The 21,672-nt window shown below is 65.0% G+C and carries 21 protein-coding genes, 4 tRNA genes and 2 pseudogenes; 18 read left to right on the top strand and 9 right to left on the bottom strand.

The features are described from left to right. Positions 1-41: 41 nt before the first annotated feature. Complete coding sequence (locus tag EPN51_RS19325) at positions 42-236, bottom strand: ferredoxin (protein ID WP_293045758.1); 195 nt, start codon at positions 234-236, stop codon at positions 42-44. A 186-nt stretch (positions 237-422) separates the two neighbouring features. Here EPN51_RS19325 and EPN51_RS19330 point away from each other — a divergent pair, with 186 nt between their 5' ends. Together EPN51_RS19330 and EPN51_RS19335 are read left to right on the top strand one after the other, a co-directional pair. Next, positions 423-977 carry a TetR/AcrR family transcriptional regulator gene (locus tag EPN51_RS19330; protein ID WP_293045760.1) on the top strand — a complete coding sequence of 185 codons (555 nt, stop codon included), beginning with the start codon at positions 423-425 and terminating at the stop codon, positions 975-977. Positions 978-1,136: 159 nt separating this feature from the next. After that, entirely contained in the window at positions 1,137-1,976 is an 840-nt protein-coding gene (locus EPN51_RS19335; RefSeq protein ID WP_293045523.1) for a mycofactocin-coupled SDR family oxidoreductase, read from the top strand. Between the two features lie 23 nt (positions 1,977-1,999). Here EPN51_RS19335 and EPN51_RS19340 read toward each other — a convergent pair whose 3' ends face one another. Continuing rightward, positions 2,000-2,587, bottom strand: coding sequence for a TetR/AcrR family transcriptional regulator (locus EPN51_RS19340; RefSeq protein ID WP_293045526.1), 588 nt, complete (start codon positions 2,585-2,587; stop codon positions 2,000-2,002). A 117-nt stretch (positions 2,588-2,704) separates the two neighbouring features. On the opposite strand from EPN51_RS19340, the gene EPN51_RS19345 reads away from it, so the two are divergent. The 3 genes from EPN51_RS19345 (at position 2,705) to EPN51_RS19355 (ending at position 5,571) form a co-directional block, all read left to right on the top strand. After that, positions 2,705-3,523, top strand: a complete 819-nt coding sequence (locus tag EPN51_RS19345) for a CoA transferase (protein WP_293045762.1) — start codon at positions 2,705-2,707, stop codon at positions 3,521-3,523. 41 nt (positions 3,524-3,564) lie between these two features. Further along, positions 3,565-4,728, top strand: coding sequence for an acyl-CoA dehydrogenase family protein (locus EPN51_RS19350; RefSeq protein WP_293045529.1), 1,164 nt, complete (start codon positions 3,565-3,567; stop codon positions 4,726-4,728). Between the two features lie 588 nt (positions 4,729-5,316). Further along, positions 5,317-5,571 (top strand): PepSY domain-containing protein, encoded by a 255-nt coding sequence (locus EPN51_RS19355; RefSeq protein WP_293045532.1) that lies wholly within the window; start codon positions 5,317-5,319, stop codon positions 5,569-5,571. Between the two features lie 242 nt (positions 5,572-5,813). On the opposite strand, the gene EPN51_RS19360 is transcribed toward EPN51_RS19355, so the two are convergent. After that, positions 5,814-6,788 (bottom strand): DUF1259 domain-containing protein, encoded by a 975-nt coding sequence (locus EPN51_RS19360; protein ID WP_293045534.1) that lies wholly within the window; start codon positions 6,786-6,788, stop codon positions 5,814-5,816. Positions 6,789-7,016: 228 nt separating this feature from the next. On the opposite strand from EPN51_RS19360, the gene EPN51_RS19365 reads away from it, so the two are divergent. The 4 genes and pseudogenes from EPN51_RS19365 to EPN51_RS19380 form a co-directional block, all read left to right on the top strand. Further along, a complete protein-coding gene (locus EPN51_RS19365; protein ID WP_366509462.1) occupies positions 7,017-7,724 on the top strand; it encodes a response regulator transcription factor in 708 nt (235 codons plus the stop codon). Beyond that, complete coding sequence (locus EPN51_RS19370) at positions 7,724-9,070, top strand: ATP-binding protein (protein ID WP_293045537.1); 1,347 nt, start codon at positions 7,724-7,726, stop codon at positions 9,068-9,070. Before EPN51_RS19365 ends, EPN51_RS19370 begins: the two co-directional genes overlap by 1 nt. 276 nt (positions 9,071-9,346) lie before the next feature. Further along, entirely contained in the window at positions 9,347-10,219 is an 873-nt protein-coding gene (locus EPN51_RS19375) for an adenylate/guanylate cyclase domain-containing protein (RefSeq protein WP_293045540.1), read from the top strand. Between the two features lie 61 nt (positions 10,220-10,280). After that, positions 10,281-10,415, top strand: a pseudogene (locus tag EPN51_RS19380) (site-specific integrase); the annotation flags it as partial. A 14-nt stretch (positions 10,416-10,429) separates the two neighbouring features. On the opposite strand, the gene EPN51_RS19385 reads toward EPN51_RS19380, so the two are convergent. From EPN51_RS19385 to EPN51_RS19395, 3 genes are all read right to left on the bottom strand, one after another. Continuing rightward, a tRNA-Phe gene (locus EPN51_RS19385) sits at positions 10,430-10,503 on the bottom strand. A gap of 26 nt (positions 10,504-10,529) precedes the next feature. Further along, positions 10,530-10,606 (bottom strand) — tRNA-Asp (locus EPN51_RS19390). 29 nt (positions 10,607-10,635) lie between these two features. Beyond that, a tRNA-Glu gene (locus EPN51_RS19395) sits at positions 10,636-10,708 on the bottom strand. Positions 10,709-10,832: 124 nt separating this feature from the next. On the opposite strand from EPN51_RS19395, the gene EPN51_RS19400 reads away from it, so the two are divergent. Continuing rightward, a tRNA-Lys gene (locus EPN51_RS19400) sits at positions 10,833-10,908 on the top strand. Between the two features lie 40 nt (positions 10,909-10,948). After that, a pseudogene (locus EPN51_RS19405) lies at positions 10,949-11,091 on the top strand (helix-turn-helix domain-containing protein); the annotation flags it as partial. A 786-nt stretch (positions 11,092-11,877) separates the two neighbouring features. Here EPN51_RS19405 and EPN51_RS19410 read toward each other — a convergent pair. After that, entirely contained in the window at positions 11,878-12,777 is a 900-nt protein-coding gene (locus tag EPN51_RS19410) for a class I SAM-dependent methyltransferase (protein ID WP_293045543.1), read from the bottom strand. A 140-nt stretch (positions 12,778-12,917) separates the two neighbouring features. Between EPN51_RS19410 and EPN51_RS19415 the strand changes: the two genes are divergently transcribed. Together EPN51_RS19415 and EPN51_RS19420 are read left to right on the top strand one after the other, a co-directional pair. After that, positions 12,918-13,322: a metalloregulator ArsR/SmtB family transcription factor gene (locus tag EPN51_RS19415; RefSeq protein WP_293045545.1), complete on the top strand. Its 405-nt coding sequence runs from the start codon at positions 12,918-12,920 to the stop codon at positions 13,320-13,322. 44 nt (positions 13,323-13,366) lie between these two features. Beyond that, entirely contained in the window at positions 13,367-13,570 is a 204-nt protein-coding gene (locus tag EPN51_RS19420; RefSeq protein WP_293045548.1) for a zinc transporter Slc39a7, read from the top strand. Positions 13,571-13,648: 78 nt separating this feature from the next. Here EPN51_RS19420 and EPN51_RS19425 read toward each other — a convergent pair whose 3' ends face one another. Further along, complete coding sequence (locus EPN51_RS19425) at positions 13,649-14,710, bottom strand: oxygenase MpaB family protein (protein WP_293045551.1); 1,062 nt, start codon at positions 14,708-14,710, stop codon at positions 13,649-13,651. 67 nt (positions 14,711-14,777) lie between these two features. Here EPN51_RS19425 and EPN51_RS19430 point away from each other — a divergent pair, with 67 nt between their 5' ends. The 5 genes from EPN51_RS19430 to phoU all read left to right on the top strand — a co-directional run bounded on the left by EPN51_RS19430 (position 14,778) and on the right by phoU (position 20,760). Continuing rightward, a complete protein-coding gene (locus EPN51_RS19430) occupies positions 14,778-15,392 on the top strand; it encodes a TetR family transcriptional regulator (protein WP_293045554.1) in 615 nt (204 codons plus the stop codon). Positions 15,393-15,556: 164 nt separating this feature from the next. Then, entirely contained in the window at positions 15,557-16,579 is a 1,023-nt protein-coding gene (locus EPN51_RS19435; protein ID WP_293045555.1) for an acyl-ACP desaturase, read from the top strand. A gap of 7 nt (positions 16,580-16,586) precedes the next feature. Beyond that, positions 16,587-17,720: a tRNA dihydrouridine synthase DusB gene (dusB, locus tag EPN51_RS19440; RefSeq protein ID WP_293045557.1), complete on the top strand. Its 1,134-nt coding sequence runs from the start codon at positions 16,587-16,589 to the stop codon at positions 17,718-17,720. 210 nt (positions 17,721-17,930) lie between these two features. Continuing rightward, positions 17,931-20,033, top strand: coding sequence for an LCP family protein (locus tag EPN51_RS19445; RefSeq protein ID WP_293045560.1), 2,103 nt, complete (start codon positions 17,931-17,933; stop codon positions 20,031-20,033). Between the two features lie 58 nt (positions 20,034-20,091). Beyond that, a complete protein-coding gene (phoU, locus tag EPN51_RS19450) occupies positions 20,092-20,760 on the top strand; it encodes a phosphate signaling complex protein PhoU (protein WP_293045563.1) in 669 nt (222 codons plus the stop codon). Between the two features lie 131 nt (positions 20,761-20,891). Here the strand turns inward: phoU and pstB are convergent, their stop codons facing one another. Beyond that, complete coding sequence (gene pstB / locus EPN51_RS19455) at positions 20,892-21,668, bottom strand: phosphate ABC transporter ATP-binding protein PstB (RefSeq protein WP_293045566.1); 777 nt, start codon at positions 21,666-21,668, stop codon at positions 20,892-20,894. Positions 21,669-21,672: the final 4 nt, after the last annotated feature.

The following is a 21,672-nucleotide window of genomic DNA, read 5'->3' on the forward strand; positions in this document are numbered from 1 at the left end:
CAGATCCCTTCTCCTGGCCCAGAAAGCGCTGTGCGGCACGTTCACTCTTCTTCTGAAACCAAGCTGATGGCTTGGCGCGGACAGGCAACCACTGCGGCTTCTACGCTGTGGCGCAACGCTTCAGCCGGTGTCTCATCGCAGGTCGCGACGTCATCACCCAGCTCGAAAACCTCGGGGGCGATCTCCACGCAGAGGGCGTGTGCCTCACACAGGCGCGGATCCACCCGGACACGCATGCGTGCTGTCGTCATCGGCGCCCTCCGTCCACTGTCGCGGCTCCACAAGTTGATCGATCGACCAAATTGTTAAGATGCGGTATGCCTACCACGGATCGCGCGGGCCGGTCAAGCAAAGCGGGCGCGCCCAACCGCACGGTGACTCGCCAAAACAAGAGGAACACGGATGCCGGGGCGCGCAGCAAGCTGATCGAAGCGACCGCCCGGATCATGCGCGACGAAGGCTATGCCGCCGCCACATCCCGGCGGGTCGCCGCCGAGGCCGGCGTCAAGCAGGCCCTGGTCTATTACTACTTCCCGACGATGGACGATCTGTTCGTCGAGGTGCTGCGCGCCGGCGCCGAAACGGCGCTGACGCGCATGCGCGCCCTGTTGGCCGAGGATGATCCGCTTCGAGCGCTATGGCTGATGAACAGCGATGCGGCATTGACCACTCTCAACGCCGAGTTCATGGCACTGGCCAACCACCGCAAGGCAATTGGCACCGAACTCAAAGCGTATGCCGAACGTGTACGCGACATCGAGACGGCGGCGGTAACCATGGTGCTGCGCGCCAACGGAATCGATCTCGAGAAATACCCGCCGGTGGCAATCTCGATGCTGATCGCGCAGGTGGCGCGCAGCCTGTGTAACGAGAGCGCCGTCGGCGTCACCCAGGGGCACGACGAGTTGCGCGCGTTCGCCGAACACCAGATGAGCCTGCTGAAGGCGCCTGCGGCGGCGTCCACGCCAAGCAGCTAGCACGGGCCGCTCGCTGCCGCGAGGGCAGCACGGCCGCCTTCGGGCCGCGGCACCTCATCGCGCGGCCGGCCACACGTCTGTTGACACTGCGGCCAAATGGTGCCACCCTCCTGATCGATCGACAAATAAAACCAATCCACACACAGGCGAGGTGCAGTCATGGCCGGAAGAGTTGAGGGCAAGGTCGCGTTCATCACGGGGGCGGCCCGTGGCCAGGGCCGCAGCCACGCGGTGCGCCTGGCGCAGGAAGGTGCCGACATCATTGCGGTCGACATCTGCACCCCGATCAGCAGCAGCAGCGAGATCCCGCCCTCGACGCCCGATGACCTGGCCGAAACGGCCGACCTCATCAAGGGCCTCAACCGCCGCATCGTGACCGCCGAAGTCGACGTCCGTGACTACGACGCGCTCAAAGCCGCGGTGGACAGCGGCGTCGAACAGCTCGGCCGGCTGGACATCATTTGCGCCAACGCCGGAATCGGCAACGGCGGCCAGACGCTGGATAAAACCAGTGAGGACGACTGGCGTGACATGATCGACGTCAACCTTTCCGGTGTCTGGAAGACCGTCAAAGCCGGTGTGCCGCATTTGATTTCCCAGGGTCAGGGCGGATCGATCATCCTGACCAGTTCGGTCGGCGGGCTCAAGGCCTACCCGCACACCGGTCATTACATCGCCGCCAAGCACGGCGTCGTCGGTTTGATGCGCACCTTCGCCGTCGAGCTGGGCGAGCACTTCATCCGGGTGAATTCCGTTCACCCCACCAACGTGAACACGCCCATGTTCATGAACGAGGGGACGATGAAGCTGTTCCGGCCCGACCTGAAGAATCCCGGCCCGGACGACCTCAAGGTCGCCGCGCAGTTCATGCACGTGCTGCCGATCGGATGGGTCGAGGCGGTGGATATCAGCAACGCGGTGCTGTTCCTGGCTTCCGACGAATCGCGTTACATCACAGGCCTTCCGGTCACCGTCGATGCCGGGAGCATGCTCAAGTAAGGGTTTCCGTGACCGCCGGTCGATCAGTCCTCGACGCGGATGATCAATGTCGGCTTGACCGGATCGTCCGGATCGGCAACCCGCTGCCATACCGCGTCGACCATGGGGCGTAGCAACAATTCACCCATTTGCCGCACCAGTACGGACACCACCTGTCCGGACAACCGACGTTGTGACGAGGCCATATGCGCGTCCCGCAGCGCGCTGACTTCACGCCGGGTGAGATCGACCAGCACATCCAGCAAGTGCATCTGATCGTCAGAGGGTGCCAGGATGGCGCGTCGCAGGTAATCGACAACCGTCGGATTCTCCTCGAGCATGCGGCTCACCGCCGCATCGCGGGCGGCGGCGTGCTCGCCGGGGTCGTCGATTGGACCCACTTCTCGCAGCGCGCTCTCAAAGTAGTCGACCACCAATTGGTCGACGGCGTCGCGCAATCCGGCCTTGGACTTGAAATGGTGCTGCACGAGGCCGAGGGTCACGCCGGCTTCAGCGGCAACAGCACGCAGTGAGACCCGGTCCTCGCCATACAGGGCATACAGGTCGAGAGCCGCGTTGCGGATACGCGCCTTCGCCGTGAGGTCGTCGTTCGACGCCCGCGGATTCACCATGTTCGCCTCCTGTCGGGTCGCCCCGGACGTAGCTCAGGGTACGGCGGGGCGCCGCTGACTTTACGGCTGACTTTTTTACTATACGATCGTATCGTGCCTTGGAAGACGGCGATCGGAATGTCACCACCGCTCGTCGGCGTGCGGGTCGTATCCCTGGCCATCAATCTGCCGGGACCGCTCGCGGCCGCCCGCCTCGCCGAGCTCGGTGCGACGGTCACCAAGGTGGAGCCGCCCAGCGGCGACCCGCTCGCTGGGGCGGTGCCCGGCTGGTATGCGCAGCTGATCATGCGGCAGACAGTGGTCGCCCTCGACATCAAGTCCGATCGGGCGAAGCTGGACGATCTACTCGCCGACGCCGACCTGCTCATCACCTCGATGCGACCGTCCGCCCTCGACCGGCTCGGCCTTGCGTGTCCGCACCAGACGTTCCCCCAGCTCTCGCTGATCGAGATCGTCGGCCATGACGGTGACGCGACCGAGGTGCCCGGCCACGACCTCAATTACCAAGCGGTGCACGGCACACTGACGCCCCCGTCGATGCCGAAGGTCCCGATCGCGGACATGCTCGGCGCCGAACGCACCGTGTCCACCGCCCTGGCAGCCCTGATCGCGCGCACGAAATCCGGCGGCGGACGGGCGTACCGGGTGGTACTGGAGGAAGCCGCCGCCCGTGCGGGTGATGCCGTGCGACACGGATTAATGGGCGAGGGCGCCGTCCTCGGGGGTGCGTTCCCCGGCTACGGCATCTACGAATCCGCCGACGGGTACGTCGCACTCGGCGCTATCGAGCCGCATTTCTTCGGCCGCGTTCTGGAGACGTTCGGCGCGGACGGCACGCACGAGGGCATCCGAGCGGCCTTCGCCGGCAAGACCACCGCGGAACTGGAAGCCATTGCAGCGCAAGCCGACATACCGCTCAACGCTGTGCAGCAGTAACGCTGAACGCAGGAACAACAGACCTGAACGGAGGGTGATCCATGTCCGAACTATTCCCCGACTACCGCGCCACCTGGGAGACGGACCAACACCGCGAGCTGCGCAAGCACGCGGCGGAGTTCTTCCGCAAGGAGTCGACCCCGAATCAGGAGCGCTGGGCCGCACAGCACCAGGTCGACCGTGAGTTCTGGAACAAGCTGGGCGATGCCGGCCTGCTCGGTGTTGATCTGCCCGAGCAGTACGGCGGCATCGACGGCGACTTCGGGCTGTCGGCCGTCGTCGCCGACGAACTCGCCCTGGCCGGCGACGCGGCGTCGGGCTGGATCGTGCACTCCCCGATCGTCGCGCACTACATCAACACCTATGCGAACGAGGAGCAGAAGCAGCGCTGGCTGCCCGGCATCATCAGCGGGGAGAAGGTGCTCGCGATCGCAATGACCGAACCCGGCACCGGGTCCGACCTGCAGGCTGTCACGACGACTGCGGTTCGCGAGGGTGACCACTACGTAGTCAACGGCTCGAAGACGTTCATCTCCAACGGAACCCACTGCGATCTGCTGGTGATCGTCGCCAAGACGGACAGCACGCAGGGCGCCGCCGGAATATCGCTGATCGTCGCCGAGACCAACGCGGATCTGGCCGGATTCGAACGCGGACGAGTGCTCGAGAAGGTCGGCCAGCACGGCCAAGATACCCGCGAACTGTTCTTCACCGATATGCGGGTGCCGGTGGCGAATCTGCTTGGCGCGCAGGAGGGTCTCGGTTTCTACCAACTCATGGAGCAACTGGCGCGTGAGCGGCTGATTATCGCCGCGACGTGCGCCGGAATGGCGGAGGCGGCGGTGCTCGAATCGCTGCGTTACACCAAGGAACGCGAAGCGTTCGGCAAGCCGCTGATCAAGTTCCAGCACACCAGGTTCGAGCTGGCCGAACTGAAGGCGGAGGTGCTCTCGATCAAGACCACCGTTGATTACTGCATCCAACAGTACATCGACGGCAAGAACGACCCGGCTACCGCGTCGATGGCCAAGCTGGTCGCTGCCGACAAGGCCGTCGCAGTGGTGGATCGGTGCGTTCAGTTCTTCGGCGGATACGGCTACATGATGGAGTACCCGATCGCCCGCGCCTACGCCGCGGCGCGGGTGAACAAGATCTACGGTGGCACAAGCGAAATCATGAAAGAAATCATCGGCCGCTCACTGTGAGCAGCGCGGCGAGGAACTGGCACATGGCCACGCGGGCATACATCTACGAAGCGAAGACGGGTGCCCCGCACGCCGTCAAGCCAGAGTCATATGCCGTTTCACGCTGGCACCGTGAGGGGCGAAGGATTCCTGGATTCATCGGCTACTTGGTCGCCGGATTGCCCGAAGCGATCGTCTCAAGCTTAGCAATCCTCTCCCCGATCTCACCGCCGCCATCGCGGTGGTCACCCTCGGTCTGCCATGGTGATTCAAGATAAGAGAACCGTGTGTCGTACTCGTGACGGGAGCGCTCGGATCCTCGTGTGTTAAATACCCGCTCAGGATCGGTGGCGTCCAGTGCCCGGGCGCAGCGCATGGGCAGATGCCGGGATCGAATAGCCCTCTGTCATCGAATTCCCCTACGGCCCAGAGCGGCAAGTCCAGCTCCCGCTCCTGACTGCCGGGGCTGCCATACCGGCAGCAGACGAATTTGATCGCTTTCATCCTGGCTTCATGTGCCGCCGTTAACGTCGTTTTCCAACCACAGTTACAACGAGAACGGATGGATCGATGAGAGTTAGAACGAAGGTTGGCATTGGCGTAGCCGGCGTGGCCGTCCTGGGCGCCCTCGGCGTCGGCGTCGCAGTCGCTGACGACCAGGAGGTCACCGGCCCGGCAGCGGATCAGGCACGCACCGCGGCGGTACAAGCGATACCGGGCAAGGCCGGGAAGGTCGAAAAGGAAACCAATGAGGGGGCCGCCTACTACGGGGTGCTCGTTACCAAACCCGATGGCAATCAGGTGGAAGTACACCTAGATCAGGGCTTCCATTTTGTGGGCACCGAAGCCCCGGATAACGATTGATCACGGAATCTCAACTAGGTCCTGTCGCAACGTATTTCGCTTGCCTATTCGGTTAGTTGGCGCACCCCTGGCCTGGTCGGTGTGGGCGCGGCGTGCTCAGTACAGGTAGATGTCGATGAGCAGCGCGCCGAGACCGGCCAGGGCGGCCAGCCCCGCAAGTCGCCGCGCCGCGGTTGGCGCGCGGGTCGACGGCAACCAGGTCACGCAATTGAGATTTGCGAGTGTCGCGGCCCGCATTCCGATTATGACGACCGCAGGTTGGTGGCATCCATCGCCGGGCGCAGCGCACGCGCCAGGGTGACCGCGTCGTCGACGGCCCAATAGTGCATATAGAACAGACGAGGCTCCTCGGTCAACCCGTGATTATGCAACTCCACGATCTGGATGTTGCCGGCACGCAACGCCTGGATGACCTTCCGCACCTCGGGGGCGGTCAGGATGAAATCACCGTTGATCGCTGCGCGATCGCCGCCGACGGGCTGGAAGTTGACGACGGTCGTCAGGTTCAGCGAGGCTGCGGGTAGCACGTGCCCGTCCTCGATGATGGTGTCTTTGCGGGGGATGCTGTACTTCAACAGCCCGCCATCTTGGGTTCCCCTGCGGCCCAACGCCTGTTCGACCCCGGCGACGTCGATGTCGACCGGTGGTTGCTGCGCCGGGGGTGGGGTCGGCGGGCCGATCGCTGTGGCATCCAGTGCCGCCTTGAGTCCTTGGGCCAGTTGGGTGACATCGCCCATGCCATGCACGTGGGTCCACCACACCGGCGGGCTTTGTTGCAACAGATGCTTGTGTAGCGCGGTCTGGGCGAGGCCGTGGGCCTGCAGCGCATCGGTGACCTTCGGCAACTCTTCCTCGGTGACGACCAGATCGCCCATCAGCAGTGTCTCGTTGTTGTCGTAGCGGGCGAATGCCGCATAGCCGCCCAGCGACAGCCCCGGTTTGATGTCCACACCGTAGGACGAGATGTGAAGGTCGGTGCGCGGCAAGTTAATTCGATACGCAGTGTTGTTGTCGCCGAGCTTGCCGGTGCGCCCGAGCGCGTCTGCTACCGGTTTCCAGTCGGCCTCAGTCGTCCTCACCGCTGAACGGGGATTGCCGGGTTGCTCGTTGCCACTACCCGCGCCGCCCTTGGAGCCTGAACTGCAACCTGCCAGTACCACCGCCGCCGTGGTGGCGATCGCGACCGCTGCCGCAGCGGCATTCTTGACGCCTGCCATGCGCCTTCCCTTCATCCGCGGCATCCACACACTGTGGATGGCAGTTCGGTTGGCCATGGTCTATCGCGTCTTGATGAAGTCACGATGAAGTTCGACCGCCCGGTGCCCGGCGCGGCGAGAGGTCCTCATCCCAGCTTCATGACGGCCGACTACACCTGCTTTACCTCACCTAACGGCGATGATGGGTGTAGGCCTAGAGACGCCACGGCGCCACAGCACAGAGAGGCGGTGACAACGGTGCGCGTACTGGTGGTCGAAGACGAGCCCAAGATGGCCGGCCTGCTGCGCCGTGGGCTGATCGAAGACGGCTATGCCGTCGACCTCGCCGCCGACGGCCCTAGCGGTTACGAGGCCGCAATGGTCTATGACTACGACGCGGTGGTGCTGGATGTGATGCTGCCAGGCATGTCCGGCTTCGATGTCTGCCGGAAATGGCGCAACCAGCAGAAGTGGGTACCGGTGTTGATGCTCACCGCCCGCGGCGCGGTCACCGACCGCGTCGCCGGGCTCGACGGGGGCGCCGACGACTACCTCACCAAGCCGTTTCACCTCGACGAGCTCTTCGCCCGGCTGCGATCGCTGATCCGCCGCGGGCCGATACCACGACCCACGGTGTTGACGGTCGGAACGCTGCGCGCCGATCCCGCCAGCCGCCGATGCTGGCGTGATGAGGCCGAGATCGACTTGACCACCAAGGAATTCGGGCTGCTCGAACTGCTGATGCGCCGCCCGGGCACGGTGCTGACCCGGGAAGTACTGGTGGAACACTGCTGGGACCTCGCCTACGAATCGCGCTCGAATGTCGTGGACGTCCACATCCGCGCGCTGCGCGACAAGATCGACCGGCCGTTCGGGTTGCGCTCCATCGAAACCGTCCGCGGCATCGGTTATCGGATGCGCGCCGACGGTGGTGGGCCCGAGAAAACGGGGCGATGATGCAGCGCTGGCCGATCCGGATCAGACTCACCGCCGGGTTCACCGCGGTGATGGCGCTGGTGCTGCTGATCGTTGGGATTCTCACCCTTGCCCATACGAAAGAATCGCTGGACGGCGCGATCGCCGACTCCCTGTCCAATCAGCTGGCGAACTTACGCCCGATGGCAGCGGACGACGATCTGATGCTTGCCGGAGGTGGGCCCGATAACGCCGAACAAGTCATCGCTCCCGACGGCCAGGTGCTCGCCGCGACCCCAAACCTCGCCGGGCAAACCGCGTTGACACCGTCCGAGCTCGACACCGCTCGACGGGGCCAGTTGGTCGTCGATCACTTTCGGCTGGGCAATCTGGAGGGCCCGGTACGGGTGGCAGCAGGCCCGGCCCCTGGTGGACGCATCGTCGTGGCGGCCCAGAGCCTGGCCGACCGTGACGCCGCCGTGTCGGACCTGCGCAATGAACTGGCCATTGGTTTCCCGATCGTCTTGGCGGCCGCCGCTCTAGGTGCGCATCTGCTGGGCGCCGCCGCCCTTCGACCGGTCGAGCGCATGCGCGCCCGCGCCGCCGGAATCAGTGCGACGGACTCACACGCTCGCCTGCCCATCCCACCCGCTCGCGATGAAATCCGCTACCTCGGAACAACTTTCAACGAACTCCTGCAACGGCTGCAAGATGCACTGGACCGAGAACGACAGTTCGTCAGGGATGCGGGCCACGAGCTTCGCACGCCGCTTAGCCTGCTGACCACTGAACTCGAACTCGCCCTGCGCCGTCCACGCAGCAACCCCGAATTGGTTGTCGCGATCCGCTCGGCCCTCAATGAAACAACCCGACTGTCCCGCCTGGCGCGCGACCTGCTCACCGTCGCCGACACCGACCGATCCGCCGAGCCGCCAAGCATCGACCTGCACACCCACCTACAGGGGATCGGTGAGCGCTACCGGCACAGCCTCGGCGACCAACTCGACATCGACTGCCCCACAGACCAATACGTTCGCGCCGACCCTGACGACCTGGATCGGATCATCAGCAACCTCATCGACAACGCCGCCCAGCACGGGTCACCGGTAATCACCATCCACGTCCAGAGCGTTAGCGGCGGCACTGTCGAGATCCGTGTCGCGGACCAAGGACCCGGATTCCCAGACGATTTCCTCCCCCGCGCCTTCGACCGATTCAGTCGCGCCGATACAGCGCGCACCACCGGCGGGACGGGGCTCGGCCTGGCGATCGTTGACAGTCTCGCTCAACGCAACCACGGCACCGTCACTGCCCAAAACCGTGTCGCTGGCGGCGCCGAAATCACTATTCGGCTAGCTGCCGCAGCGGCGCAACACCTAGCGACCTGACTGAATCGGACGACTCTTCTGATCACCGACATCAAGCCGAGCTGCCCGCGAGTGATGGGATACCGATGCTGATTCCGGGACTGCTGCGGCCCGGTCACCGTACCGACACCGAAGCCGCTGCAAACGCGGCTTGACGATGAGCCGGCCTCGAGACGTCAACTGCCAAAGCCCTGCCCCGCCCTCGTGCGTAGCGGGCTCGGACCACGGTTTCGAGCAGCGAGCAGCGAGCATCTCGTGATCATTGACCGTCGGCGGGGCGTGCATGAAAATGCGAGGATGGGCGAGGTTCGAGTCAAGAACCTGATGAGTCCGGACCAGACACTCGAGTTCAACGGGATCAAGGTCCAGCAGGTCGATGTGGGCGACCTGACTGTCGGGCGGATTGTGACACAGCCAGGCTGGCGGTGGTCTACAGACGTACGTCCAGAGGTCGGCGGGGACTGGTGCGAGGCGCGTCACGTGGGGGTCGTGGTGTCGGGCCGGTTCGGAGTCGTGATGCGCGACGGGACCACGCTCCAGTTCGGGCCGGACGACGTATTCGAGATTCCGCCCGGTCATGACGGATACACCCTTGGGAACGAGCCGTGCATCCAGATCGAGTGGTCGGGGTTGCGGGCCTTCGCGGGATTCCGGCTCATCGGCACCCAGAGCAGGGCCCTGGTCACGCTGCTGTTCACCGATCTCGTCGACTCTACGGTGATGGCGAAACGACTGGGCGATGTCGCATGGCGAGATGTGCTCTCCGCACACTACGAGGCGACGCGGATGGCGTTAGAGCGCCACCATGGCCACGAGGTCAACACGACCGGAGACGGGCTGCTCGCGACCTTCGATGGGCCTGCTGCCGCCCTGCGCTGTGCGGCGGCGGTAGGGCGTGCCGCGGGCCGGGGAGGCCTGCAGATCCGCGCGAGCGTACACGTCGGAGAAGTGGAACTGGTGGGAAGCGACGTGCGCGGCGTCGCGGTGCATGAAGCGGCGCGGATCCTCAGCGCGGCGACGGCCGACGAGATCCTGGTGTCGGCCACGACGCAAACACTGGCGAGCAACGCGGGCTTTGTGTTCCGGCCCCGCGGTGCCCACGTTCTCAAGGGCCTGCCGGGCGAATGGGATCTCTTCGCATGCTTCGAGGGAGGGGAGCCCGGAGCATAGTGCGGGGACGTCGTGCGAGCGTCTCCGCCGGACGACGGCAGCGGTACATTAGCGCGACAATCGCGCGCAGACCTTGGCGCCCTTGACGATTCACGATCGACGCATGTGCGCCAGCCTGGCCCGGGCTTCGGGCACTGACCTTCGCTACGTCCAGAAAACCATTTGGCACTCCACGCCGGCGGTCACTGCGTTCGTGCAGTTCAGAACCGGTGGCCAGGGGCGGGATCGAACCGCCGACCTTCCGCTTTTCAGGCGGACGCTCGTACCGACTGAGCTACCTGGCCGGAAGGCAGCGAATGCCTCGCCGCGCTGGCGACCCTGACGGGACTCGAACCCGCGACCTCCGCCGTGACAGGGCGGCGCGCTAACCAACTGCGCCACAGGGCCTTGCTGCTGCTCCGCGTCGCCGCGTCGCGTACCCCCAACGGGATTCGAACCCGTGCTACCGCCGTGAAAGGGCGGCGTCCTAGGCCACTAGACGATGGGGGCCAGAACCGAATCACTCCGGGGTACTCGCAACGTGGTTTCGTTGGGAGCCACGTCAGCTTAGGTCACTGTGTGCCCAATCCTCAAACGAGCCGTGTTTTGGTTCCAAGTATCCTGAATCTCCGCAGCCCCTATAGCTCAGTTGGTAGAGCTACGGACTTTTAATCCGCAGGTCCTAGGTTCGAGTCCTAGTGGGGGCACCACAACGCTGTATGACCTCGGTTGATCCTCGACGCTCCCTAGATGAGGGAGTTAACCGTGGCCGAACAGAGGTATCCGGCCGTGTTGGCGGTGATCAGCGATGGGCTGTCGATTTCGCAGGTTGCCAGAAGGTTAGGGTGTCGCGCCAGACGCTGCACTCCTGGTTGGCTCGCTACGAGGCCGCGGAAATTGGATGGGGTGGCGCGGATCATCAGTCGTATCGACGATCAAGCGCGGACGTGTGTTTGGGGGGTCGCGTATGGCACGCGGCTCGCGATGGGATCGGCCCAGCGCCCGCCGACTCTCCAGCCCGAAGCCGATCTTGACCGTCACGGCAAAGTTTTCACCCTCCGGTTCGACCGCCCGATAGTCGAAGTGCCCCTCCACCGCGCCTTGCGCGAAACCGCACGGAACGTCCGCACAAAGCTTGAGTGCGCCAACCGATTTGGATACCTGCATACATCGGCGGTCACGTTTGGTGGAAACGGACCGTAAGCGGCAGAGTCGGGCTACGATTCGCCACCGTGAGAAAATTAGCGCTGCTGATAATTGGCTTTGCCGTGGGGCTCGTCTTCGCTCCGATAGCAAACGCCTATCCGGGCGGCATGCTGTTTGTCCAATCCCCCACCCCATACATCGCGCCACTGCCGCAAGCGCCGGGCTCATCATGCGACCCAAATTATTCGGGCGCCTGCGTTCCGATCGCTAGTGATGTCGACTGTGCGGGCGGTAGCGGTAACGGACCGGCCTATGTTTCGGGCCCCGTGACTGTCATCGGAAAGGACATCTACGGCCTTGATCGAGACGGCAATGGAGTTGGGTGCGAATAGAACCTCGCGATATGGCAGACCGCGCGGACCCGCGCGGACCCGCCTCGTCGTCCGTGGAAGACGACAACTCGCGAAAATGAGCAAACGGCAGCGCGGCAGCCAGCGACCGTAACCCAAGTACCGTGCGCGACCGATGGCCGCTTATCGCCCCAACACGGCGCTGGTATAGGTCACATCGGCGAAGGCCGCGGCGACGTCGTCGTCGGCGTAGACGAATCCGTTCGCGGCATGCAACTCCGCCACCGTTTTCGACGAGGTCTGCCAGCCGCGCTGGTTCAGGTGGTCGACGATGTGGCTGCGCTGGCCGTGATAGACGAGGTCGTTGAAGTCGATCTCGAAGCCGAGTTCGCTCATCCGGTCGTGATGTGCGCGCCACCGCGGGTCGGCGAAAACAGCGGTGTCAGGTACGAATTCGAAAGCGAGACGGCTGCCGGGGGCGCTCAGCACCGTGATGTTGTCGAACAGCGCATCCTGAGCCTCGTCCGGCAGGTAGACCACCAAGCCTTCGGCGCTCCACGCGGAGGGGGCCTGCGAATCGAATCCCGCGGCCTGCAACGCCGAGGCCCAATCGTCGCGCAGATCGATGGCGACGGTGCGCCGCTCGGCGGTCGGCTCGGCCCCGAGGTCGCTCAGGGTCAGGGTCTTGAACTCGATGACCTCTGGCATGTCGACTTCGTAGACGACCGTCCCGGTCGGCCAGGGCAAGCGGTAGGCGCGGGAATCCAGGCCCGACGCGAGGATCACCGCCTGGCCGATGCCGTTGCGGGTCGCGTCCAGAAAGAATTGGTCATAGAACCGGGTTCGGCAGGCCATGCCCTGAGCCATCCGCTGGGGATCGAATTCGGTGTTCCCGCCGGCCGCGATTTCGCCGTTCACCAGCCGCACGTAGACGTCGATCCCGACCGCCCGCACCAGCGGTGCGGCATACGGGTCGTCGATCAACTTCGCGTCGGAGGACAGCGCGCGCTGGGCAGCCACCATGGTCGCGGTCGCCCCCACACTTGTCGCAAGATCCCAACGGTCACGATCGGTGCGCGCCACGATGCCCCCTTAAACCGGGTTCCGAAAAAACATAGACAATCTAGTTAGTATCACAGGCTCGAATTCGAGCTCACGGGGCCACTTCGCGAGCCTGAACCGCACCCTTGGCGGCGTTACCGTCTTTCCGCTACTATTTGCGTATGCATGCAGGTAGTAGCAGAGGTCGGCTGCCCGACGACCAGGCCGGCCTGGTGGTCGAGGTCTTTCGGATGCTGGCCGATGCCACCCGCGTGCAGGTGCTCTGGTCGTTGACCGACCACGAGATGTCGGTCAACGAACTTGCCGAGCACGTGGGCAAGCCGGCGCCGTCGGTTTCCCAGCACCTCGCGAAGTTGCGGATGGCCCGCCTGGTCCGCACCCGGCGGGAGGGCACCACGATCTTCTACAGCCTGGAGAACGACCACGTCCGCCAGCTCGTCATCGATGCCGTATTCAATGCCGAGCACGCCGGCCCCGGGGTACCCGGCCATCACCGCGGCGACGGCGGGTTGAAGGCAGTAGCCGAACCATCACCCCCGACCCGACAGCGCACCAGCAGCCGCTGAGCACGCCGGAAACACAAGGTATTTCACACAAGGAGGCATCACCGATGACCGAACAGCACACCCACGACGCGCCACACGCGCACGAGCATCAGCACGGCGACGTGACGCACGCCCACACGCACACATCCCACGAGCATGACCATGTGGAGCACGAGCACCCCCACGCCCATGCCGACGGGACCGAACACACCCATCAGCACGTGCACCAGGCGGGGCTGGAGGAAGTTCACGGTCACGCCCACGCCTAGCGCGGACAGCACCCGAGCGGCAAGACAGAATTGCCGTACTCCTCCTCACCCCGCTTCGCGGGCTGCATCGTCGTATGGCTACGAAACCATCGGGCAGTAGTGCTTGGGGTCGCCCCGCTCGTCGACGGGCGGCAGGTTGCGCGCCGGAGTCTGCACCAGCGGGGTATCGAGAGGGATTCGCCCGCTGGCGCGGTCCAAACCGGCGCGCGCCCGCGGGTGCTTACGGAATCTGCTCGGCACCACGGCGAAGACCGCACGGACGAGGTCCCCGAAGCGGCGGTGCAACCACTCGTCGCGGCGCGACCATCGGTAGCCCATCAGCTCCCGCACCGGGGGGTCGTACAGGCCGACCGTCAGCCAGACGAAAAACGGAGCCAGCAGTTTGCGCTGTACGGCCCACAGCGGATTCGGAATCCATTGCGCGAACGGAGGTTTGGGCAACTCGCTGAGGTCGAGCACCGCCCGGGTCGCCTCGTTGCTCTCCAGCACGTTGCGGCACATGTGGTCCCAGTACACCTGGAACTCCTCCCACGACTTCGGCACCGGCCGCATGCTCATGCCATACATGCGATACCACTCGACATGTTCGTCGAACAGCTGACGTTTCTGCGCCTCGGTGATCCCGCCGCAGAATCGTTCGGCCACATGAATGGTGCCGACGAAGAACGTGGAGTGCGCCCAGTAGAAGACGTCGGGGTTCAAGGCGTGGTAGCGGCGGCCCTGGTCGTCGACCCCCTTGATGTCGGTGTGGTAGTCGCGCACCTCGGCGCCGGTGACCGGGGCACGCTCGCCGTCGAAGACGACTCCCCCGATGGGATACAACGAACGCAGCAGTCGCGGCCACCGCTCGCGGAAGAACGTGGAGTGGTCGAGGACTGCCGCACCCAACTGTGGGTGCATGTTCTGCATCGATCCGGCCCACGGGCCCTGCAGCATGCCCCGCCAGTCCCCGAAATACCGCCAGGTCAGGGAATCGGGGCCCAGCGGCGCGGGCGGTGCGTCGTAGCCCGTCGGCGACACGGGACAGCCACCCGCCACGCCGTTGGACCCGCCGGAAATCGACTGCTCAGCCGTGCCGGTCGCATCGCTGCGCGCTGCTTCGCTGGTCAGGGGGCGCGATGCGGACGTATCTTGAGTCACTATTGGATTCCTGTAGGTATCTGAATTTTTGACTACAGCCGTTGTCAGTTTTCAGCTTAGGAGCGATGTGCAGACGGGTCAACGACGGGGCCGCTGGACCGGCGTCCCCTTGGAGAGTCGCCTCGCGCTTCGCCGTGACAACCTCATCAGCGCCGGTGTGCAGCTGCTCGGCAGTTCCGGGGGGCCGGCGCTGACCGTGCGCGCGGTGTGCCGCAAGGCCGCGCTGACCGAGCGCTACTTCTACGAAAGCTTCGCCGACCGTGACGAATTCGTGCGCGCGGTCTACGACGATGTCTGCACGCGAGCAATGAACACCCTGACGTCGGCAACGACCCCGCGAGAGGCTGTCGAGCGCTTCGTCGAGCTGATGGTGGACGACCCGGTCGGCGGGCGCGTGCTGTTGCTGGCTCCGGCGGTGGAGCCGGTACTGGTCCGGTCGGGCGCGGAGTGGATGCCCAATTTCATCGATTTGCTGCAGCGCAAGCTGTCCCAGATCGGCGATGCCGTGCTGCAGAAGATGATCGCCACCAGCCTGGTCGGCGGCCTGTCGGGCCTGTTCACCGCCTACCTGCACGGGCAGCTGGGGGCGACCCGCACACAGTTCATCGACTACTGCATCAACATGCTGTACATCACCGCGGCCCCCTACGTCCCCGTCGGCGAGCTCGGCAAGCCGCAGTAGCGGGTTTTCATTTGGGCCGCATCGGCAAGCCGTAGAACTGAGCGCCGACCGCGGGAACCCGTGATGTCAAACCGTTATCAGCCGCGCCCGACGAGGAACTTGCTGCTACTGAAGTGCACAGATATATTGACTGCTACCCATCGACACAGATAACTGGAGGCCCTATGTCAGCCGAGCTGACAAACCTACAGCTGTTGCACGAACTCCAGCCGGCCGTCGAGAAGTACCTGAACCGGCACGAGAGCATGCACAAGAACTGGAACCCGCACGACTACATCCCGTGGTCGGACGGCAAGAACTACTACGCCCTCGGTGGGCAGGACTGGGAGCCGGGGCAATCCCAGCTGTCTGACGTCGCCCAGGTGGCGATGGTGCAGAACCTGATGACCGAGGACAACCTGCCCTCGTATCACCGCGAGATCGCGATGAACTTCAGCATGGACGGCCCCTGGGGGCAGTGGGTCAACCGCTGGACCGCCGAGGAGAACCGGCACGGCATCGCGCTGCGCGACTACCTGGTCGTGACGCGCGCGGTCGACCCGGTCGAACTGGAGAAGCTGCGCATGGAGGTGGTGAACCGCGGCTTCAGCCCGGGCCAGAACCAGCAGATCCGAGAAGACCTGTTCGCCGAGAGCCTGTTCGATTCCGTCACCTACGTCACGTTCCAGGAGCTGGCGACCAGGATCTCGCACCGCAACACGGGCAGAGCCTGCAACGAGACAATCGCCGACCAGTTGTTGGCCAAGATCTCGGCCGACGAGAACCTGCACATGATCTTTTACCGCGACGTCACCGAGGCCGGGTTCGAGATCGCACCGAACCAGGTGATGAAGTCGCTGCACAAGGTGCTGCGCAACTTCCAGATGCCCGGCTACCAGGTGCCCGAGTTCCGGCGCAAGGCCGTCATGATCGCCGTCGGTGGCGTGTACGACCCGCGCATCCACCTCGACGAGGTCGTCATGCCCGTGTTGAGGAAATGGCGCATCTTCGAGCGTGAGGACTTCACCGGTGAGGCCGCCGGGTTACGCGACGACGTCGCCCTGCTGATCAAGGAACTCGAGCAGACCTGCGAGAAGTTCGAGGTGTCCAAGCAGCGCCAGCTCGACCGGGAAGCCCGCACCGGCAAGAGGACCACCGCGGCCGAGCTGCACCAGACCGCGGGCACGCTGAGCATGAGCCGGCGGTAACCAAGCGGTGCGCATCGGTTCCATCGCGCTCGCCAGCCCGGTGGTTCTGGCACCGATGGCGGGCGTCACCAACGTCGCTTTCCGGACACTGTGCCGCGAACTGGAGCAATCCAAGGTCGGCACGGTCAGCGGCCTGTATGTCTGCGAGATGGTGACGGCCCGCGCGCTCGTCGAGCGGCATCCGGCCACCATGCACATGACCACGTTCGCCCCCGACGAGTCGCCACGCTCGCTGCAGCTCTACACCGTCGACCCCGCGACCACCTACGCAGCCGCCAAGATGATCGCCGACGAAAGCCTGGCCGATCACATCGACATGAATTTCGGCTGCCCGGTGCCCAAGGTGACCAAGCGCGGCGGCGGCTCGGCCCTGCCCTACAAAAGGCGCCTGTTCGGCCAGATCGTCGCCGCGGCCGTACGCGCCACCGAGGGCACCAAGATCCCGGTGACCGTCAAGTTCCGCGTCGGCATCGACGACGAGCACCACACGCACCTTGACGCCGGACGCATCGCCGAAGCCGAGGGCGCCGCCGCGGTCGCGCTGCATGCCCGCACGGCGGCGCAACGCTACTCCGGCACCGCCGACTGGGACGAGATCGCCCGCCTCAAACAGCATGTGCGCACCATCCCCGTGCTCGGCAACGGCGACATCTACGACGCCAGCGACGCGCTGACGATGATGGCCGCCACCGGCTGCGACGGCGTGGTCATCGGCCGCGGCTGCCTGGGCCGGCCGTGGCTTTTCGCCGAGCTATCGGCCGCTTTCACCGGCAGCCCGCCGCCCATGCCGCCCACGCTGGGCGAGGTCGCCGACATCGTCCGCCGGCATGGGCAGCTGCTGACCGCCCACTTCGGCGAGGACAAGGGCATGCGCGACATCCGCAAGCACATCGCCTGGTACCTGCACGGCTTCCCCGCCGGCTCCGAGCTGCGCCGAGCGCTGGCGATGGTCAAGTCACTCGACGAGCTGGACATCCTGCTCGACCGGTTGGACGCCACGGTGGCCTTCCCGGACGAGGCGACTGGGCCCCGGGGCCGGCAGGGTTCCGCCGCCCGGGTTGTGCTGCCGGAAGGCTGGCTGGACGACCCCGACGACTGCACGGTGCCGGCAGGCGCCGACGTCATGCACTCCGGCGGCTGAGTCGACCGGCTCGAAATCGCTTCCGGACCGATAACTCAGTACGATGTGGGCTTTGTCGCATGCGCTTGGATGGCGGATGGGTTTTGTGCCGCTGCACGAGCGCGACGGAGAACCGGTGGCACCAGCCGCAGCCCCGACGATGCAGCGCTGCGCTGCCACTACGCACGGACACGCTGACGTCCGCATCAGAGCTTCGGAGGCCGGTAGGACATGAGTGACGGCGAGAACGACGCCACTCGTAACGGTCGGCACGCACCGGGCGAGGCTCACGCCCAACCGATCCCAGCGCGCCCCTCGCCCACGTTGAGCGCCGCTCCCTGGGAACGCTTCTTCGAACCACCGCCCGACGACGGCCTCCACCGATGGCAGCCGGAGGCTGCCATCAAGCCCGCCCAGCCGCAGGAAGACGACGCCGACCACGCCGGATCCCACGGCTCCGGCGGGGTCAGCGTCGCCGATCTGATCGCGAAGATCGGCGCCCCCGACCGGCCCATTCACCATCGCGCCGCCCCGGAGGTCGGGCCAGCCGAGCCCGAAGTCCCCGAGTTCGAGCTTCCCGAGTCCTCCCAGCCCGAGCCGGAACCGCCGCTTGAGCTGCAGAAAACGCAGGTGATCGACGACCTGGCCTACTCCTTCGACGCGGCCTGGAAGCTTCGGCAGCTGATGGCCGCCGATTACCCGAACGACGACGAGCCCGACGACCAGCCTTCCGATGCCTTCGACACGGCCGCCGACAAGCCCAAACATCGCCGCCGTCCGATGTTGCTGGCCGCCCGCTCGGTAGCGGCGCTGGCCGCCGTGCTGGCCCTGGTGATGACGGGCGGGGCATGGCAGTGGAGTACGTCGAAGAACGCCCGGCTCAATACGGTCAACGCGCTCGATCCGCACTCGGACGACATCCGCGACGCGAATGCGCAGTACGGCGACGAAGACTACTTGATCGTCGGCCTTGACTCGCGCGCCGGCGACAACGCCAACATGGGCGCCGGCGACACCAGCGACGCCGACGGCGCCCGCTCAGACACCGTCATGCTGGTCAACATCCCGGCCAATCGCAAACGCGTGGTGGCGGTGTCGTTCCCCCGCGACCTGGCGATCACCCCGATGCAATGCGAGGCATGGAACCCCACCACGGGCAAGTACGGCCCGCAGTACGACGCGAAGACGCAGACGTGGGGACCGAAGACGATCTACACCGAGACCAAACTGAACTCGGCGTTCGCCTTCGGCGGTCCGAAGTGTCTGGTGAAGGAAATCCAGAAGCTGTCCGGCTTGAGCATCAACCGCTTCATCGGCGTCGACTTTTCCGGCTTCGCGAAAATGGTCGATGCCCTCGGCGGGGTCGAGGTGTGCTCGAGCAGTCCGCTGCACGACTACGAACTGGGCACCGTTCTGGAACAGGGCGGGCGCCAGGTCCTCGACGGTTCCACGGCATTGAACTACGTCCGCGCCCGCCAGGTCACCACGGAGATCAACGGGGACTACGGTCGCATCAAACGCCAGCAGTTGTTCTTGTCGTCGCTGCTGAGGTCGTTGATCTCCGCGGACACGTTGCTCGACCTCAACAGGCTCAACAACGTCGTCAACATGTTCATCAGCGACACCGTCGTCGACAACGTGAAGTCCAAGGACCTGGTCCAGCTCGGTCAGTCGTTGCAGGGGATGGCGGCCGGCCACGTCACGTTCGTGACGGTGCCCACCGGCGTCACCGACCAGAACGGCGACGAGCCGCCGCGCATGTCCGATATGCGGGCACTGTTCGACGCCATCATCAACGACGATCCGCTGCCAGAGGAAAACGACCAGAACGCAAAGAATCTCAGTGCGTCGCCTGGTACGGGTGCGTCGAAGGCACCCACCACCAGAAAGTCGCCGACCCCGGCGCCCGAGGCTCAGCACCAGCAGATCACGACGACCTCGCCGAGCGGTGTGACGGTACGGGTTTCCAACGCGACCACACAGAGCGGTCTGGCGGCAACCGCAACCAGCCAGCTCAAGCACGACGGCTTCAACGTGATGTCACCCGACGATTACCCGAGTTCGGTGACCGCGACGACGGTGCTGTTCTCGCCCGGCAACGAAGAGGCCGCGGCCACCGTGGCGTCCTCGTTCGCCAACGCCAAAGTCCAGCGGGTTTCCGGTTATGGGCAGGTCGTGCAGGTGGTACTGGGCCCAGACTTCAAGTCGGTCACCGCTCCCTCACCCAGCGGCTCGTCGATGAGTTTGCAAATCGAACGCGGTTCCAGCAACGCGCCGGCCAAGCTGCCCGAGGACCTCACCGTCACCAACGCGGCCGACACCACCTGCGAATAAGCGGTTTTGACGGCGCTCCGCCGCCTCTCCCGGATGCGGGGAACGTATCCTTGACGACATGCGAACCGCCTACCACGAGCAGCTCTCGGAGTTATCCGAGCAACTCGGTGAGATGTGCGGCTTGGCAGGAATCGCCATGGAGCGGGCCACGCAAGCCCTGCTGCAGGCCGACTTGGTGCTGGCCGAACAAGTGATCTCCGACCACGAAGCGATCGCCGCGCTCAGCGCGCGCGCCGAGGAAAGCGCCTTCGTGCTGCTGGCATTACAGGCGCCGGTGGCCGGTGATCTGAGATCTATCGTGAGCGCCATTCAGATGGTGGCAGACATCGACCGGATGGGTGCGCTGGCGTTGCACGTCGCCAAGATCGCCCGCCGGCGGCATCCCCAGCACGCGTTGCCCGAGGAGGTCAACGGATACTTCGCCGAAATGGGCAGCATTGCAGTCGAATTGGGAAACAGCGCTCAAGAAGTGGTGTTGTCGCGCGACCCGGAGAAAGCAGCCCGGATCCGCGAAGAAGACGACGCGATGGACGATCTGCACCGGCACCTGTTCTCGGTGCTCATGGACCGCGAATGGAAGCACGGCGTGGCGGCAGCCGTCGACGTGACGTTGCTCGGCCGCTTCTACGAGCGTTTCGCCGACCACGCGGTCGAGGTGGCCAGGCGCGTCATTTTCCAGGCGACCGGCAAACTGCCCGAAGAAGAAGCGAAACCCACCTCGCAGTAAGCGCACGCGCGTCCGGGCTGAGTTGAATCGCCCGACTCCTCGCACCTCGCTACGCGAGCCGCTTCGTCTTCGGGCTGAGTTGAATCGCCCGACTCCTCGCACCTCGCTACGCGAGCCGCTTCGTCTTCGGGCTAGCCGAAGCGGCCCGAGATGTAGTCCTCGGTCGCCTTTTGATTCGGGTTGGAAAAGATCTTCTCGGTGTCGTCGACCTCGATCAGGCGCCCCGGTTTTCCGACGGCTTCCAGGTTGAAAAACGCGGTGTAGTCGCTGACCCGGGCGGCCTGCTGCATGTTGTGGGTGACGATGACGATGGTGTAGGCCTGCTTCAACTCACCGATCAGCTCTTCGATGGCCATCGTCGAGATCGGGTCCAACGCTGAGCAGGGCTCGTCCATGAGGAGGACATCGGGTTGCACGGCGATGGCCCTCGCGATGCACAACCGCTGCTGCTGCCCACCGGACAGTCCACCGCCGGGCCGGTCCAACCGATCCTTGACCTCGTCCCACAGGTTCGCGCCGCGGAGCGAATATTCGGCCGTCTCATCGAGCACCTTGCGATTGCGCAAGCCTTGCAGCTTCAGGCCAGCCACCACGTTGTCGCGAATCGACATGGCGGGGAACGGATTCGGCCGCTGGAACACCATCCCGATGGCCCGGCGCACCCCGACCGGGTCGACACCGGCGCCGTAGATGTCTTCGTCGTCGAGGAGCACGCTGCCCTCGACGCGTCCGCCGGGCACCACCTCATGCATGCGGTTGAGGGTGCGCAGCACCGTCGTCTTGCCGCAACCCGACGGACCGATGAACGCTGTCACGCTGCGAGGCAGAACCGTGAGCGTCACCTCCGCGACGGCGTGAAACGACCCGTAGTAGATGTTGACACCCTTGAGGTCCAACCGTTTGGCCACTAGT

It is taken from the genome of Mycobacterium sp. (assembly GCF_004298145.1).
Classification (GTDB): Bacteria; Actinomycetota; Actinomycetes; order Mycobacteriales; family Mycobacteriaceae; genus Mycobacterium.